Raw genomic sequence first — 16182 nt, 5'->3', positions numbered from 1 at the left:
ACCGCACAGGCGGCGGGCCGGAACGCGGCCGGCCGCCCGTGCGAGGGTGTGGTCCCGGTGGTCCCGTCCGGGTCAGGTGCCGGCCCGCCCCGGCCGGAGCAGCACCAGGTGGTGCCGGACCAGGGCGCGCAGCACCTGCGCGGTGGTGGCCGCCGGAGTGCCGGACCGCTCGGCCAGCTCGCCGACCGTCAGCGTCCGTTCCGCGGCCAGCTCGGCCAGCACGGGCTCGGCCACCGCCGGCAGCCGGTACCGCCGCCCGGACACCGTCAGCGCCACACCGGCACCGTCCTCGGCGTGCTCCAGCGCCGGTGGGAGAATCGGCACGAACTCCACCACCGTGTCGGCCGTGGGTTCGGCGTCGTCCACCGCCCACGGCAGGGCGAAGGACTGCCGTCGCGGGAAACGGGCGTCGCGCTCGGCGAGGAACGCGTCGAGGTCGTGGCCCTCGGCGGACTCGGCCAGCAGGCGGACCAGCTCGTCGTGGTGCTTGCGGCGCTCGTCGGGAGTCGCGAACCGCGGCAGGTCGCGCCGGAACGATTCCACCTCGTGCAGCCGGTCCAGGAGCGAGCGCGCCCAGTCGATCCCGGTGGCGCGAGTGAACCCGAACGTCAGGTGCATGCTGACGTCCCCGGTGCCCTTCACCGTGTGCCACCAGCCGCGCGGCACGTGCAGCACCTGCCCCGGACGCAGCACGCCCTCCCAGAGCGTCCCCTCCGGCGGGGTGTGCGTGTGGTCGGCGTCCACCTTCATCGGATACCGCCGGCTGCCGGGCCCGTGCACCTGCCACGACTTGGTCCCGGCGACCTGCACGATGAACGTGTCGTGGTCGTCCCAGTGGGTGTCGAAGCCGTGCGAGTCGCCCCAGATCAGGTAGAGGTTCACCTGGGCGCGCTCGCGCACCAGGCGCATCAGGTCGTCGGTCGCCGCGCCGATCGGCGGATGCAGCCGGTCGATGGCGTCCAGCACCAGGCTGGCGCCCTCCCGTAGCTCGCGATAGAGGGCGTCGGGGCGGATCAGCGTCCGGGCGGCGCGGGAGGACTCGCCGGTCTCGGTGTAACGTGCGGGCGGCACGGGGGCGCCCCGGCGGTGCAGCCGCAGCCGCGGCGGCGCCAGCGGGCGGGTGGTCAGCAGGTCGCTGAGGGCCTCGAAGGTGAGCAGCGGACGCACGGTCTCCGCGCCGAGGTCGGCGAAGATGACGTCCGACGAGAGCCGGGTCGCGAGCAGGTCCTCGCCGACGGCGGCGCGCAGCGTCTCGGTGAACAGGCGATCGGTCACGAGCGGTGATCCTCCACGGTTGCTGGCCGGATGACATGCGCGGCGAAACGACTGCGGGCGGCGGGGGCGCGAGACGGGGCGGGCCGGCCGCCGGGGAGCGGGTGTCCCCGGCGGCCGCTCGGGGTCGCTAGATGAAGTCGGAGCTGGAGTCCGTGCCGTCGTTGTCGCCACCCGCGGTGATGTCCCGCGAGGTGACCTCGGTGAGGTCCTCGACCTCGATCTCGATCGGCTCCATGTGCGTTCACCTCTCTTCCTGTGGGGAGTGAGCCGCCGCCGGGGTCAGCGCCGCGGCGACAGCCCCGTCTCGGCGGCCGCGAACGCGTGCGCGTCGGCCGCCAGGTCGATGGCGCGGGTGACGGCGCGGGGACCATGCCCCACGCCGCGCTCGTAGCGCAGCAGGATCGGGCGCGGGCCGGAGCCGGTCGCCAGCAGGGCCGCGCACATCTTGCGGGGATGCGCGGCGTCGGTGCGGGTGTCACCGTGGAAGCCGGTGAGCAGGACGGCCGGCCACCGGGGGCGGTCGGCCGCGAGCGCGAGGTGGTACGGGGAGTAGGAGAGCAGCGCCGCGAAGTCGCCGGGATCGTCGGCGGTGCCGAACTCGCGGGTCCACATGGCTCCCAGACCGAGTCGTTCGAACCGCACCATGTCCGCCAACGGGGCCGACGCGATGACGGCGGCGCACAGGTCGGGGCGGAGCGCGGCGGCCGCGAGCACCAGGAGCCCGCCGGCCGAGCCCCCGGACAGGCAGAGCTGGTCGCGCCGGCACACGCCGTCGGCCACCAGCCGGTCGGCGGCCGCCGTGAAGTCCTGCACCGCCCGGATCTTGGCCCGCCGTGCCCCGCGCAGGTGCCAGTCGCGCCCGGCGTCGCCGCCGCCGCGGACGTGCGCCACCGCGTAGCGGCCACCGGCGCGCAGCCACGCCAGAACGGTGGCGCTGAACCCGAACTGGCGGGGGCGGCCGAACCCGCCGTAGCCGTGCAGGATCGTCGGGCCGGGCCCGCCGCGGCCGTCCAGGGACAGCACGGTGACCGGCACTCGCGTGCCGTCCACGGAACGGCACCACAGGACCCGGCGCGCCACCCGCGCGCCCGGTCGCGGGCCGTCTTCGGCCGGGGGCACCGCGCGGGGGTCCGGCGGGACCGTGGCGCACCGGCCCGGACGGCGTGCCGTGCCGGGGCCCGGCCACGGGGTCGGCGCGGAGTCTCCGGGGCGGTAGCGCAGCACGACCTGCTGGGTGGTGACGTCGGCGTAGCACAGGTTCGCGCCGCCGTCCGCCGTGGGCTCCAGGCGGGTCACCATGCCCTCTCCGGGCAGCGGCAGCCGGTGCAGCAGCCGCCCGTCTCCGGGGTCGTGCGCCGACAGTTCGCTGATGCCCAGGCGGGTGCGCAACGCGAGCAGCGCGCCGGTCCCGCCCCCGGCGGCACCGGTCACCGCGAAGCCGTCCAGTGTGGTCGCGGGGTCTTCGGAAAGCACCTCCCGCCAGTGCGCCGGGCTGGGGGCGTCCGGCGTGGTGGCGCACAGCCGGCGGCGTGGCGCGTCGAGGGTGGTGCGCAGGTACAGCGTGCCGTCCGGACCGACGTCGGCCTCGGACTCCGCCTCCAGGCCGACGTGCACCGGCACCAGCGGCGGGCGCTCCGGTGAGCGGCCGGCGAGGTCGGCGATCCAGACGTCGTTGCGGTGCCCCGTGCCGTGGCTCTCGGTGATGAGCAGCCAGCGCCCGTGCCGCAGCCGCACCCCGGGAACGGTGCGCGGTGCCGCGCAGGCGTGCACGAGGACGTCGCGCCGCGGGCCGGCGCCGTGGACGCGGTGCAGCCACACGCCGCGCCGGCCGTCGTGGTCGTCGCGGCGCACGTAGTAGAAGGCGGGCGGGGAGCTGGCCGGCAGCCAGGCGACGTGCGTGTAGCGCAGCCCGTGCAGCGGCTCCTCGACCGGCAGCCCGGACCGGGCGTCCAGCACCCGCAGGGAGCCGCGCTCGGTCCCGTCGCGGGAGGTCTGCACCGCGACCAGCCGTCCGTCGGGGCTCGGCTCCCAGGCGTCCAGCGTGGTCCGGCCGGTGGGATCGAACACGGCGGGGTCGAAGACGGTGCGCTCTCCGGACGCGGAGGGGGACAGCGCCAGCAGCCGCGGATGCTCGCCATCGGCGGGGCGCAGGGTGCTGAACACGGTCCCGTCGCGAATCTCCGGCGGTGACCACAGGTCGGTGCGCAGGTGCGTGCGGATGTCCTCGGCCAGCCGGGTGCGCAGCGGCCAGGAACGCGCCGCGGCGGCGAACTCCCGCTCGCGCTCGGCCAGCCATGCGGCCGTCGCGGGGCTGTCCGGCTCCTCCAGCCAGCGGAACGGGTCGGGCACCCGCCGGCCGTGGAGGATCTCCACGGCCGCACCGCCTCCCTCGGCCGTCCCGGGTGCGGTGATCTCGCCCGGGGGCCGGGAACTCACCAGGAGACGCCTCCGCGCCGGTCCCGGACCCGGCGGTCGGTCCGGTGGCGACGGTGACGGGTGGGGGCGGCTGGGCGGTCTCGCACGGATCACATCCTTCAGGCGATCTTCGAAACCGGTCAAGGTGCTGGTTCATTACCCATAAGCCCACAGATATGGCGAACAGGTAACGTTTGGCGGCGGCGCACCCGGGTCGTGCGCGGCCACGGCCGGGCGCCGCGGGCACGGGCCGGGGACCGGGAAGAGCCGGGGGGATCCGGGGCGGGCGGCAGGCTTCCGGGGCGCCGGTCTCGACGCCGGCCGGCGTCGAGACCCGCGTGCGCAGCGCCGAGGTCCGCTCCTTCCGGCGCGGCGCGCGAGGCGGCTCGCCGTGCCCACCACCGACGGCGGCGGGCGGCCCACCGTGCCGGAACGGCCGGGATCCGGGTTCCGGCCGTCCCGGCGCCGGAGCACGGGCTCAGTGGGTGACGGCGGTGAGCAGCGGAGCGGCGTCGTGGACCCGCACGTCCAGCGGGGCGGCGGTCAGTGCGGCGAGGGCCGCGCGGTAGTCGGCACCCGCCGCGAGGTCGGCGAGCCGCACGTGCGGGGGAGCGGCCGGGGAGTCCCAGGCCAGCACGTCCGCGGGGGCGGCCGGGGCGGTCACGCTGATCGAGGCCAGTCCGCCGGACAGGCCCTCGCCCGTGGCCTTGAGCAGGGCCTCCTTGCGGGCCCAGTAGGTGTAGAACCCGGCGGTCCGGTGCTCGGGGCCCGCGGCGGCCAGGTCCGCGCGCTCGGCCTCGGTCAGTGCGTAGTCGAGCAGGCCGTCGATGTCGCGGTCCTCCCGGACGAACTCGACGTCCACCCCCACCGGGACCCCGCTCGTCACCGCCACCGCCACCCGGTCGCCGGAGTGACTGATGGACATCTCCAGCCCGAGCGCCGGACCGGCCGGCACCGGCTTGCCGTGCGGTTCCTTCCGGTTCTCGCCCTCGGCGGCGCAGCGCGGGCAGTGCAGCGTGAACGCCACGTCCTGCGGGGCGCAGCCGGCCGCGTTGGCGCACACGATCCGGGCGAGCGCGTGTGCCACGGCGTAGCGGTCGCGGTCGGCGGGGATTCGGTAGCGGGCGTGCCGCCGGCGCTCGCCGTCGTCGAGCACGGCGAGGAGCCCGGGGCGGGCCAGAGTGGGCGGCGCCCACCAGACGTCGCAGCGGACGGGGGTCGAGGGTCGCGTCACCGCTCCATTGTGGACCGGCGGCGCCGCCTCCGCTCCGGCGGGCCGGAGGTGGCACGTTCGTGCGGTGTCGATGTTCGGCCGAACATAACTTTCGTGAATTCGAAAGCAAAACGAACAGGATCCGTGTTTGAATGGTGACATGGACAGCGCGGCACGGGTCGACGCGACCGCCGTCCGCCTCGGCGAGGCGGACGGGCCGGACCTGGCGGAGCGCGCCGGGCGCTGCGCACCGGCCGCCGGTCCGGGCCTCGGCCGGCCGGCGGGCGAGGCGGCGCCGCGGCGGGTCGAGGACGCGGCGGGCGGCCCGGCGCGGGCCCTTCCGTCGCCGCCCCCACGGGCCGTCTCCGCTCCGCCCGGCACCGTCGTGCCCGGCCGCCGCGGGCCGTCGGTCCGGGACGGCGGCCCCGCCCGGATCCCGGGCGGGACCGCCGTCACCCGCGCCGCGACGAGACCGGCGCGCCGCGCCGGCGTGGCGGCGGGTTCCAGCAAGCGCGGCCAGGTGACCCGGGCCGGACCGGCCCGTCCGGCCCGATCGGACCCCGGGTCACCGACACCGACGCTCCCGACGACAACGTGACCGAAATCCAAGCTTCCGGAGTGGCGGTACTACGTGTCTGAGATCCAGTCCTCCTCGTCCGAACAGCTCCCGGACCCCTCCTCACCCACACCGCGGATGCGCAGAGCGCGCGTCGCCGTGTGGATCTACTTCTTCATCTCCGGGATGATCATGGCGGCCTGGGCGGCGCGCGTTCCGGCGGTCAAGGCACAGGCCGGTCTCAACGACGGCGAGCTGAGCATCGCCCTGCTGGGGCTCGCCCTGGGGGCGCTGGCGGCCATGCAGGTCGCCGGCCGGATGGTCGACCGCTTCGGCAGCGCGGCCAACGTGCTGCCCGCCGCGTTCTTCGGCAGCCTCGCGCTGATCGCCCCCGGCTACGCCAACTCGCTCCCGTTCCTGTTCGTCGCGCTGTTCGCGGTCGGGTTCGGACACGGCATGATCGACGTCCCGATCAACGTGCACGCCGCCCGGATCCAGCGCAGCTACGGTCGTCCGATCATGGCGTCATTCCACGCGGCGTTCCCCATCGGCGGGTTCGTCGGCGCCGGCATCGGCGGGTTCGCCGCCTACGTCGACCTGAGCGCCGCCACGACCTTCTGGATCGTGGCGGTCGCGCTCGCGCTGCTGTCGCTCGCGGTGCGGCGCGGCCTGCTGCCCGGCCGGGACACCGGAACCGAAACCGAGGCCGACACCGCCGCGCAACGGCCCGGGCGCAGAAGGCGGCTGCGGCCGGACGTCCCGCCGCGAGTCGTGCTGTTCGGGACGATCGCGTTCTGCTGCATGCTCGCCGAGGGGTCGGCCACCGACTGGGCGACCGTCTTCCTGCACGACAACCGGGACGCCTCCGGGGCACTCGCCGCCGCCGGATTCTCGGTGTTCTCGGGCATGATGGCCTGCGGGCGGCTGGTGGGCGACCGGCTGGCGGGCCGGTTCGGCGCCGTGCGGATCGTCCGCGTCGGCGCGCTCGCCGCCGCCGTCGGGCTCGGCGCGGGGCTGGTGGTGCCCTCCGCCCTCGTCGGGGTGGTCGGCTTCGGGCTCATGGGCGCCGGACTGTCCTGCGTCATCCCGCAGGTCTTCACGGCGGCCACCACCCACGACCCGCGCCGGGCCGGGCGCAACCTCGGATTCACGGCGGCGATGGGGTACACCGGGCTGCTCAGCGGACCGGTCGCGATCGGCGCGGTGGCGCACTCCAGCAGCCTTCCGGTGGCGCTGGCCATCCCGGTGATGCTCGCCCTGGTCATCGCGCTGTCGGCCGGGCGGCTCGGCGCGGCGGACACCGTGCGGCGGGCCGACCTCGCCGTCACCTGAGCGGGGCCGGGGCGCCTCCCGGCCGAGGCGCCCGCGGGCCGGCGGAACGGCCGTACCCCCACAACGGGTGCGGCCGATTCCGTGCCCGGTGGCGTAGGGGACCGAACGGCGCGGCGGCTTCGGGCGGCCGGATCCGGCGGGCCGCCGGGGTGTAATCGGGTGCCGCGCGGGGCATGCGTCAAGTGATCTTCCGGATCACCGGGTCCGGAGGGTCGGACAGGGAGCGGGTCCCCCCCGAGCCGAGGGAGCTTTCGCGTGTCACTCATGGCCATGTTCGGCGCGGCGACCCTCGTCGCGCTCACCGTTCTCTCCGCACTGTTCATCACCACGCTGGCCGTGGGCGCCGCGGCGCCCACGGCCGAGGAGCCGGCCGACGACGACGCCGTCGATGAGGCTCTTGCCGCGCGCGGGCTCCGCGCCGGCTGACTCGTCCCGTTTCGCCGTCGATCCCCGGCTTCGGGGCGTCCGGGCGACACGTGACCGATTATGATCGATCGTGCAGGGGCCGGACCGCCCCTGCACGGTCCGGTCCGGTGCGCGGCCGGTCGCGGGTCCGGAGGGGATGCACGATGGACGAGGGCAAGCCGGCGTTCGCGGCCGAGCGCCGGGAGCGGATCCTGGAGCTCGTACGCGCGAACGGGGCCATGGCCCTGCGCGACATCGCCTCCCAGGTCCGCGCCTCGGAGGTCACGGTGCGCCGCGACGTGCGGGCGCTGGAGGCCGAGGGCCTGATCGACCGCCGGCGCGGCGGGGCCGCGCTGCCCGGCCGGCTCGGCAACGAGCAGAGCTACGCGCAGAAGGCCCGGCAGGCGGCGCCGGAGAAGCTCGCCATCGCCAAAGCCGCCGCCCGGCTGGTGGAGGACGACGACGCCATCGTGCTGGGCGCCGGCAGCACCACGGAGGCGCTCGCCCGCGAGCTCGTCAACCGGCAGAGCCTGACCGTGGTGACCAACTCGCTGCTGGTCGCCCAAGTGCTGGCCGCGGCGCCCGGCGTCGACGTCGTGATGACCGGGGGATCGCTGCGCGGATCGATCCTGGCCCTGGTGGGCAGCGCGGCCGAGCAGTCGCTCGCCGGCCTGCGGGTGCACCGGGCCTTCGTCTCGGGCAACGGCGTCACCGCCGAGCGCGGGCTGAGCACGCCCAACCCGGCGGTGGCCAGCGTGGACCGGGCGCTGGTGGCCTGCGCGCAGGAGGTCGTCGTGCTCGCCGACCACACCAAGATCGGTGCGGACACGATGGTGCAGACGGTGCCGTCCGACCACATCGCGCACCTCATCACCGACAACCACGCCGACCCCGAGGTCCTGATGACCCTGGAGGACATGGGGACGGCCGTGCACGTCGCCGTCCTTGAGGTCGACCGGGGCGAGTAGCCGGGGCGCCGGTGGCGTCGGTGGAACGACCATCCCCCACCGCCCTGATGGCATATCGTCCTGATGTCGGGCAGTCCGGACAATCGGAAGTGCCGCCGGGATCGCGCCCGGGGGCGTACGCTGCCCGCTGAGCCGAGAGGCCGATCGACGACTTCCCTGGAGGCCACCACATGTCCACCCCGGTCACACTGCCCGAGCCCTGGTCGCGGTCCGCGGTGAGCGTGGTGGTCCCGACCTACAACGAGGCGGCGAATCTGCCCGTGCTCGTCGACCGGGTGCTCGGGCTCGGGCTGCCGAACCTGCGGCTGGTCATCGTGGACGACAATTCCCCGGATGGGACCGGCGACGTCGCCGACAAGCTCGCGGCCGAGCACGCGGGCGACGGGACCGGCCCGGGCCGGAACCGGATCACCGTGCTGCACCGCACCGCCAAGGACGGCCTGGGGCGCGCCTACGTGGCCGGCATGACCCGTGCACTCCAGGACGGGGCCGAGTTCGTCGCCCAGATGGACGCCGACCTCAGCCATCCGCCGGGCTACCTGCCCCAGTTGCTCGGCACCGCGCTGTCCACGAACGCGGGCGTGGTCATCGGCAGCCGCTACGTGGCCGGCGGCAGCCTCTCCGACCAGTGGAGCGTCCAGCGGCGGCTGCTGAGCAGCTGGGCCAACACCTATGTGAAGGCGATCCTCGCGATGCCGATCCGCGACGTGACCGCCGGGTACAAGCTGTGGCGCCGCTCGGCTCTGGAGGCGCTCGACCTCCCCAGCATCCACAGCAGCGGGTACAGCTTCCAGGTCGAGATGCATTTCCGCGCCTACCGCCGCGGCCAGAAGATGCTGGAGATCCCGATCCACTTCGAGGACCGGCAGGAAGGCGCCAGCAAGATGGACCTCGCCGTCCAGCTGGAGTCCGCGCTGCGGCCTTTCCAGCTGCGCGCGGCGGCCCGCCGCGCCCGGTGAGCCGGCCGGTGCCCGCCGCGGCGGGCACCGGCCGGCCGCCCAGCGAGGTGTCCGCGCTCCCCGGGCGGTGCGGCGAGGGCCCTCATCTCACGCCGACGCCGCCAGGATGTCACGGCCCCGGCGGCGGGGTCCTCGGCGAGGAGACGCCGGATTCTTGACGATCCGTCCACGCGGTGCGGGTTTGCCGCGCCAGCGGTGGCCGGAAGGCGGCCGCGGCGGTGGGATCCGGGTGTTCCGTCCCGTGGGGCCGGTGACGCGGGATGGGGCGGGCGCCGATCGCGGTGGGCGACCGGTGGTGGCCGGACGACCGAGTCCGATGCCCGAGGAGGTCGTGGGCGAAGCGGGCTCCCGAAGAGCTCGCTGTGAGACGAGACCTGGACGCATTTCCGACCGAACTCCAGGTGCTCCGCGACGACCACGTCACCACACCGCGCGGAATCGGGACCCCGCCCAGGCCCGTCCCGGCCTGAACGACCTCCGGCTGTTCGACCGCACCCCGCCGCTGTGCACGGCCGCACGCGACCTGGTCGAGCACTCGGCCCTGGCGCGGATACGGCTACCGCCGCTCCCCCTCCCGGTTCCTCCGGGGCCGCCGCTACCTGGTCACCACCGCCGAGGGCGTGCCCGTCACCTGGTGCCCGGCGCTGGGACGACCGGGAGACCGCGGCCCCGGCCAAGCGCTCCGTCGTCGCGGACACGGCTTAGGGGGCCGAAGATCTTGCGGTGAGACGAGACCTGGACACCCTTCCGACCGCTTGCCACGTGTGCCGCGACGACCACGTCAGTCGAACCCCGCAGGATCGGAGTCCCGCCCGAACCCGGCGACGCCGAACCGCTGTGCCCGGCCACGGCGCAGGTCCCGCCGTGGATCGAGGCGGTCATCGACACATGGAAAGGCCGGCTCGGCCTGGAATCCCAAGGTGGGCGCGCTGAGGCGGGAGTGTTCGCCCGCACCGGGCAGCGGCTCTTGGCCCCGGCCGCCGCGATCCGGCACAACCGGGAGACCGGCGCCCCGGCCGAACGCTCGCTCTTCGCCCATGACCACTGAAGACATGGGACTCGATCATCTAGTGTTCCGAGTCGTTGATTCGACGAAGATGGGCGGTGCTGGTCTCGAAGATCTCTTCGGCGGTCTGCACCCATCCGAACGGCCTGGGATCCCCATTCCAGCCGTCGATCCATCACCGCAGGCGGCGGTCCGGCCGAGCCCGGACCGGGCGGCCACCATCGGTGCCGGCCAGTGCCGTTCCACCGTCGGGTGGCGGCTTTTCCAGCGTCGCCCGGATCACGTCCCGGCTTTTTCGTCGCGACCTCGCGGGACCGGCGCCGACCGGTTCAGGGCCTGGATCCGGAGAGGGCGTGCAGGCCGCCGTCGAGATAGCGGCCGCGCCACGTGCGTACCGTCTGTGGCCGGATACGGCTCCCGGGCGGCCCGCGCATCGGATCCGCCATCGCAGCAGCGCGGGCTGATCCGCGCGCGCCACGACCCGCGCGTAGGTCCGCCGTCGTGCGATCCGCTGACGTGCGCGACGGTCGTTGTCACTGATCAACAATGGTGGTTTCGCAGGGCCGCAATGTCCCATGCGGGCATCGCATCCTGATCACCATCGAATCAACGACTCAGGACACTGGCTAGGGGATGACGGTCGGCTCGACCACGCGGTCGCGCAGCACGGTGTCGGCGACGCGCTGCGCCAGCTGCTCGGCCTGCGCGCGGATCTCGGGGATCGCGGTGGTCTCGTAGAGCTGGCCGCGGCGGATCGGCCCCAGGGCGAAGAGCCGGCGACTCACCCGGCCCGAGGGGGTGACCAGGGCGCCCCGTGGACAGGTGTCCAGGCCGAGGCCGAGGTGGTTGGGGCGGGCCAGCCCGTCGGCCAGCAGGCGGCGGACGAACGGCGCGGTGCCCGGGTTGGCGCCGGTGCAGTTGACGACCGTCCCGACCCGCAGCCGTTCCCCACCGCTCAGGGTCGCGCGCAGACCGTCCGGCCCGGCCTGCAGCTCGCTCAGCCGTCCGGTGTGCAGCCGCAGCCGGCCCGCGGCGAGCAGCGCGTCCACGCGGTCGGCCACCTCGGGCGCCATCCGGTGCCGGGCCGACTCCCAGTAGCGGGCCAGCCGTGCGAGGAACGTCCGCTGCTCCGCGGCGGACAGGCCCTGCCAGAGTTCCGGGACATGCGGGCGCAGCGAGTCGACCACGTGCCGCCAGTCGCCGGGGTGGCCGCTGATCGCCGCGCGTACCCGGCGGACCAGCGTCCGCAGGGGGAGCGGTCCGTCCGCCGAGGAGAGGTCGACCAGGCCGGGCGGTGCGACCACCGGCGGGCGGTGCCGGTGCGCCAGCAGCCCGTGCCGCGAGACCGCGTGCACCACCACGCCGGGCGCCGCGGCCGTCAGCGTGAGCGCGACGTCCACCATGGTGAGGCCGCTGCCCACCGCGAGCACGTCCTTGCCCGGCCGCGCGCGGGCGACCCCGGACACCGGGTGCCAGGGGTCCGCGACGACGCCCGGGAGGCCGCCGGTTCCCGCGAGCGGATCGGGGGGCGCGTTGCCGGTGGCCACGACCGCGGCCGCGGCGGTCAGCCGTTCGCCGCCGGCCAGGTGCAGCACCACTCCTTCGGCGGCGGTCTCGGCACGGACCACCCGCGCGGTGCGGCGCTCCACCGTGGCGTGCGGCTCGGCCCACCGCGCGGTCTCGGCCAGCGTCTCGGCCAGGTAGTCGCCGAAGACCCGGCGTGGCAGGAACGTCTCCGGGCCGCAGCGCAGCCCGCGCCGCACCGCCCACTCCACCAGGTGGCCGGGCTGGTCCGGGAGCGCCGACATGCCCTTGGCGGGCGAGTTGAGCAGGTGGCGCACGTCCTCGGTGGAGTAGGCCACGCCCCGGGCGTGCCGGCCGTGCTCGTCGACGAGGACCACACGGTAGGAGAGCCGCAGCCAGGTGGTGGCACGCAGCAGCGCGATCGCCGTCAGTGTCGCGCTCGCCCCACCCCCGACGAACGCGATGATCGGGCGACAGCCGGGGTCCGGCGCCTGGTCTGCCATAAAACCTACTCTAGCGGTCGGAATTGGGGAGTGGAAGAAATCCGGCGGTCGTACCGCCACGACCCGTGCGGTACGAACCTACCCGCCTCGCCGCCGCCGCGCAGGAGGGAACGCCGATCACCTCCCGGACACCCGATCTCGCGCCCGGTGCGCCGCCACCAGGTGCGCGTCCCCGCGGGACTCAGGAGGGGCCGGCCGCGGGCACGAACTCCTGCGCGGCGGCGCGTCCCTCGGCCTGCAACCGGAGCACCACCGGGCGCAGGCGCTCCTGGTAGCGGGCGAGGGCGTCGGGCACCGGCGCGTCTGCGCCGCGCCGCAGCTCGGCGGCGAGCGCCTCCGCGCCGGCCAGCGCCATGCCGGCGCCCTGGCCGGTGAGCAGGGACATCGCCTGACACGCGTCCCCGGCGAGCGTCACGCGCCCGCTGCTCCACGACGGCATCTCGACCTGGGCCACCCGGTCGTAGTACACCTCCGCCGGGTCGGGGCAGCGATCGAGCAGGTGCGGGACGAGCCAGCCGAGACCGCCGTACATCCGGCGCAGCTCGGCCCGGGGATCGGCGGGCAGCGGGCCGCCCGGCGGCGTGCGGTGCGTGAACAGGGTGGCCACCCGGCCGCCCCCGGCCGGGTAGGCACCGACCTGCCGGCCGGGCGCCTCCAGCATGTGCAGCGCCGCGCCCAGGCCGCGTGCGGTGTCGGGGTCGTCCAGCACGTAGGCGGCGGTGTGGAACCCCAGGTCGCGGACGAAGCGGTCCTCGGCGCCGAAGGCCAGGGCCCGGACCCGCGAGTGGATCCCGTCGGCGCCCACGAGCAGGTCCGCGCGTTCGGCGGTACCGTCGCTCAGCCGCACCGTGACGCCGTCGCCGTGGTCGGTGACCCCCGTGACCGTGATCCCGAACCGCACGTCGGAGCCGGGAGGCAGGGCGTCGTACAGGATCTCCGCGAGGTCGCCCCGCATGAGGGAGACGATCCGGTCGGCGGCGGGCCCCTCGTCGGTGAAACGATCCCGGACGCTCCCGTCGTCACGGTGGTAGACGAGTTCGGACAGGGCCGAGGCGCGTTCTCGCAACCGTGGGAGCAGCCCCATGCGCTCGACGGCGTCGTAGCCAGGGCCCTGGCAGTCGATCAGGTAACCGGCCCGGCGCCCGGCCGGCGCCCGCTCGACGAGGACGACCTCGTGACCGTCGCGGCCGAGCCACCACGTCAGCGCCAGCCCCGCGATCCCCGCGCCGCAGACGAGGACTCTCATTGACGTTCCCTTCCGGCCCGATGCAGGCCACCACCGCCCGACCCTAGGCCGGGGGAGCGCCGTGGGCCACCGGTTTTCCGCGCCCGGGTCGCGTGCGGCCGTCCTGGCGCGGCGGAGATCCGTCAGTGGCGACCGTCCCGCGGCTCGGCGCCGCACCGGACGCACGCCGGGTACCACGGCAGCGGGGTGAGGAGGCGGTGCCGCGGGCAGCCGGCCAGGAGCACGTCGCCGGGCCGCGGGAACTCGGGCGGGTCGTTGACGGGGGTGGCCAGGTCGAACTTGGCCACCATCGAGCGGAACCGGCGCAGGTACTCCGGAGTGCGGGGCGGATCGTAGCCCAGCTCGTCCCAGCGGTGCCGGGCGAGCGCCAGATCGGCGACCCGCAGCACGGCGTCGCGGTTACCGGTGCGCTCCGCCGGGTGGCCGCCCCAGTCGATGTCGGCGAGGTCGAAGCCCACGGCTCCCCGTCCCATGACGTGCTGGTCCTGCAGGGCGAGCAGTGCGGCGAACCGGAACTCCCACTCGCGGGCCGCCAGCGTGGACGCCGCGAGCATCAGCACCTCCACCAGCACCTCGGTGCCGCCGTTGGACAGGTGCAGCTCCTCGGCTCCGCCGCGGATGACGTTCCCCACCCGGGCAGCCTATGGCCGGTCACGCCCGGACGGTGCCAGCGGGGCGGCGGACCCGGACCGCCGGGCCGGGGCCCGCCGACGGGCCGCGTGGCCGGGCGTGCGGAGCGCGATGGCGCGGACCGTCCCGGCGGCGGTGCCCTCCCGTGGGATGAGCTCGATGGCCGCTCTGATCGCCTGCGGGCGGCATTCGGCCGCCGGGACGTGTGCCATGGGGCGACGGAAACGACGCCGTCACGTCACCCGGTCACGCGCGTGGCACCCCTGTGGATGCGGCCTGGCCGCCGCCGCGGCGCGTGAGCAGCAGGTCACCGGCCACGAACAGCAGCAGGGAGGCGCCCAGCAGCGGCATCAGGAGGCCGAGACCGGCGAACACCACCACGACCGCGCCCCTCAGGTGCCATGGCAGCGCCCGCCAGACGGGCGCGATCCCCGGGCGGGCGGCCGGGCGTCGCCGCCACCACATCCGGTACCCCAGCGCGATCACCGTCGCCAGGCCCAGGGCGAGCGCGGTGAGCACCAGCTGGTTGGGCACCCCGAACAGCAGCCCCATGTGGGCGTCGATGCCCCAGCGGGCGAGCTTGGCCATGAGCGGGAAGTCGGCGAACCGTACCGTGTCCGTGATCTGGCCGGTCGAGGGGTCGACCGCCACCGAGTCGAACCGGGTCGGCCAGCTCCGGTCCAGCTCGCTGATCGTGTAACCGGTGTCGCCGCCCGCGGGCAGGATCACCTCCACCGGTCCCTCCAGACCGGCCGCACGGGCCGCCGCCAGGGCGCGGTCCACGCCGACGTCGACGCCCACCGGGCCGGGCGAGTCCGCCGGGATCTCCGCGGAGACGGCCGGAGTCTGCCAGCTCAGCGCCGAGCGGATCGACGTGACGTTCTCCCCGGCGTACTGCGACCAGGTCAGGCCGGTCGCGGACACCAGGAGCAGCCCCACGAAGGCCCAGAGTCCGATCGTCCCGTGGAAGGAGAGCGTGCGGCGCGATCCGCGCGCCCGCGGTTCAGGGACCAGCAGGCCGCGCACCCGCCGCCGGCGCCGCCGCGTCACCCACATCGCGACCCCGCCGGCGGCGACCAGCCACAGCCAGCTCGCGGCGAGTTCGCTGTACAGCCGCCCGGCGTCGCCCAGGTGCAGCTCGCGGTGCAGCAGGTCGATCCAGCCGCGCACGGGGAGCGCTCCGCTGCTGCCGTAGCTGTCCAAGGTGCCGCGCACCTCGCCCGTGTAGGGGTCGACGAAGACGGCGAGACGGGTGCTCTCGGCCAGCTCGCCGGTGTCGAAGAGCACCCGTGTGGTCTCCTCGGGGCTCCCGCCCGGCCGGACGGCGTGCGCGACGGCGTCCGGGGCCGCGGCGCGCGCCGCGGCGATCTGTTGGTGCAGCGGGAGCGGCTCCGCGCCCACGGGCACGCGCAGCTCGTGCGCGTAGACGGCCTGTTCCAGTTGCGGCGTCCACACGTACAGCAGGCCGGTCACCGCGGCGACGAGGATGAAGGGCGCCACGAACAGCCCGGCGTAGAAGTGCAGGCGCAACACGAGCGGGCGGAGCAGCGACCACGTCGACGGGCGCGGGACGCCATGGCGGGTGGTGCCATCGTCCGGGGGCGCCGGAGGGGGGTTCGGGGCGTCGGCGGGGATGTCGGGCATGGGGGATCCTTAGTGTCGTCGGTGTTGGTACCGGGTTTCCGGCGTGCCGCGGGCTGGGTGGGGTCGCCCTGTCCCTGCCGGGGATGGGTACCCGGGTGGGTGCGGGTTCGCCATCGTGGCCGGGGATGTGGCCATCTACCGGGACGCGGGACGCCTGGCCTCCCGCGCCGGGCTCGCGCCGGTCCCGCGCGACTCGGGGCGTATCACCGGCGAGCCGCACCGGCCCGGGCGCCGCCACCGCGGCCTCGGGCGGGTTCGCCGCCTGTCCGCGCCGTCGTCCCTGACGGGAACGGGCCGAACCGGGAGTGGCACGCGCCCGAACGCTCCAGGGGAAGGAACTTTCGAGAAGCACTGATGGCTCTGGCCCGCAGACGGGGGACGCGTTGTGGGCGCCGCGCGACGACCGCGCGTTCACCCCCTCGACGCCGGGCGTCCGGGCGGCTCGACTCAATCATTGAAAGTCCCTTCGCTTCCTGGGGTCGGGGGGAGAGAGCGCGGAGTGGGGG

General features: G+C 75.1%; 12 protein-coding genes. 5 read left to right on the top strand and 7 right to left on the bottom strand.

The genetic code is table 11. The features are described from left to right. Positions 1 to 72: 72 nt before the first annotated feature. From ACFQRF_RS05910 to ACFQRF_RS05900, 3 genes are all read right to left on the bottom strand, one after another. Positions 73 to 1275, bottom strand: a complete 1203-nt coding sequence (locus ACFQRF_RS05910; RefSeq protein WP_379869491.1) for a JmjC domain-containing protein — start codon at positions 1273 to 1275, stop codon at positions 73 to 75. Positions 1276 to 1554: 279 nt separating this feature from the next. Then, complete coding sequence (locus ACFQRF_RS05905) at positions 1555 to 3714, bottom strand: prolyl oligopeptidase family serine peptidase (RefSeq protein WP_379869773.1); 2160 nt, start codon at positions 3712 to 3714, stop codon at positions 1555 to 1557. Between the two features lie 454 nt (positions 3715 to 4168). Beyond that, a complete protein-coding gene (locus tag ACFQRF_RS05900; RefSeq protein WP_379869490.1) occupies positions 4169 to 4924 on the bottom strand; it encodes a 4'-phosphopantetheinyl transferase family protein in 756 nt (251 codons plus the stop codon). A 610-nt stretch (positions 4925 to 5534) separates the two neighbouring features. On the opposite strand from ACFQRF_RS05900, the gene ACFQRF_RS05895 reads away from it, so the two are divergent. The 4 genes from ACFQRF_RS05895 to ACFQRF_RS05880 all read left to right on the top strand — a co-directional run bounded on the left by ACFQRF_RS05895 (position 5535) and on the right by ACFQRF_RS05880 (position 9123). Then, positions 5535 to 6791 carry an MFS transporter gene (locus ACFQRF_RS05895; protein ID WP_379869489.1) on the top strand — a complete coding sequence of 419 codons (1257 nt, stop codon included), beginning with the start codon at positions 5535 to 5537 and terminating at the stop codon, positions 6789 to 6791. A gap of 255 nt (positions 6792 to 7046) precedes the next feature. Beyond that, a complete protein-coding gene (locus tag ACFQRF_RS05890) occupies positions 7047 to 7217 on the top strand; it encodes a hypothetical protein (RefSeq protein WP_379869488.1) in 171 nt (56 codons plus the stop codon). Between the two features lie 143 nt (positions 7218 to 7360). Next, positions 7361 to 8164 carry a DeoR/GlpR family DNA-binding transcription regulator gene (locus ACFQRF_RS05885; protein ID WP_379869486.1) on the top strand — a complete coding sequence of 268 codons (804 nt, stop codon included), beginning with the start codon at positions 7361 to 7363 and terminating at the stop codon, positions 8162 to 8164. 170 nt (positions 8165 to 8334) lie between these two features. Beyond that, positions 8335 to 9123, top strand: a complete 789-nt coding sequence (locus ACFQRF_RS05880; RefSeq protein ID WP_379869485.1) for a polyprenol monophosphomannose synthase — start codon at positions 8335 to 8337, stop codon at positions 9121 to 9123. A 1632-nt stretch (positions 9124 to 10755) separates the two neighbouring features. On the opposite strand, the gene ACFQRF_RS05875 is transcribed toward ACFQRF_RS05880, so the two are convergent. From ACFQRF_RS05875 to ACFQRF_RS05860, 4 genes are all read right to left on the bottom strand, one after another. Next, on the bottom strand, positions 10756 to 12156 hold the full coding sequence (locus ACFQRF_RS05875; protein WP_379869483.1) for an FAD/NAD(P)-binding protein: 1401 nt from the start codon (positions 12154 to 12156) through the stop codon (positions 10756 to 10758). 181 nt (positions 12157 to 12337) lie between these two features. After that, positions 12338 to 13402, bottom strand: coding sequence for an FAD-dependent monooxygenase (locus ACFQRF_RS05870; protein WP_379869482.1), 1065 nt, complete (start codon positions 13400 to 13402; stop codon positions 12338 to 12340). A 122-nt stretch (positions 13403 to 13524) separates the two neighbouring features. Beyond that, positions 13525 to 14034 (bottom strand): hypothetical protein, encoded by a 510-nt coding sequence (locus ACFQRF_RS05865; protein ID WP_379869480.1) that lies wholly within the window; start codon positions 14032 to 14034, stop codon positions 13525 to 13527. A gap of 244 nt (positions 14035 to 14278) precedes the next feature. Further along, complete coding sequence (locus tag ACFQRF_RS05860) at positions 14279 to 15676, bottom strand: PepSY-associated TM helix domain-containing protein (protein WP_379869479.1); 1398 nt, start codon at positions 15674 to 15676, stop codon at positions 14279 to 14281. Positions 15677 to 15719: 43 nt separating this feature from the next. On the opposite strand from ACFQRF_RS05860, the gene ACFQRF_RS05855 reads away from it, so the two are divergent. Further along, positions 15720 to 16031 (top strand): transposase, encoded by a 312-nt coding sequence (locus ACFQRF_RS05855; RefSeq protein WP_379869477.1) that lies wholly within the window; start codon positions 15720 to 15722, stop codon positions 16029 to 16031. The last annotated feature ends 151 nt before the right edge of the window (positions 16032 to 16182 follow it).

Origin of the sequence: Marinactinospora rubrisoli (assembly GCF_042664915.1) — a bacterium.
GTDB lineage: Bacteria > Actinomycetota > Actinomycetes > Streptosporangiales > Streptosporangiaceae > Marinitenerispora > Marinitenerispora rubrisoli.
Note: the sequence above shows the minus strand (reverse complement) of the source record. Positions and strands in the feature narration are given on the sequence as shown.

Excerpts from the sequence above, each read along its gene's own strand:
- ACFQRF_RS05860 (WP_379869479.1), bottom strand. The coding sequence starts at position 15,676 with ATGCCCGACATCCCCGCCGACGCCCCGAACCCCCCTCCGGCGCCCCCG.
- ACFQRF_RS05875 (WP_379869483.1), bottom strand. The coding sequence starts at position 12,156 with ATGGCAGACCAGGCGCCGGACCCCGGCTGTCGCCCGATCATCGCGTTC.
- ACFQRF_RS05880 (WP_379869485.1), top strand. The coding sequence starts at position 8,335 with ATGTCCACCCCGGTCACACTGCCCGAGCCCTGGTCGCGGTCCGCGGTG.
- ACFQRF_RS05870 (WP_379869482.1), bottom strand. The coding sequence starts at position 13,402 with ATGAGAGTCCTCGTCTGCGGCGCGGGGATCGCGGGGCTGGCGCTGACG.
- ACFQRF_RS05885 (WP_379869486.1), top strand. The coding sequence starts at position 7,361 with ATGGACGAGGGCAAGCCGGCGTTCGCGGCCGAGCGCCGGGAGCGGATC.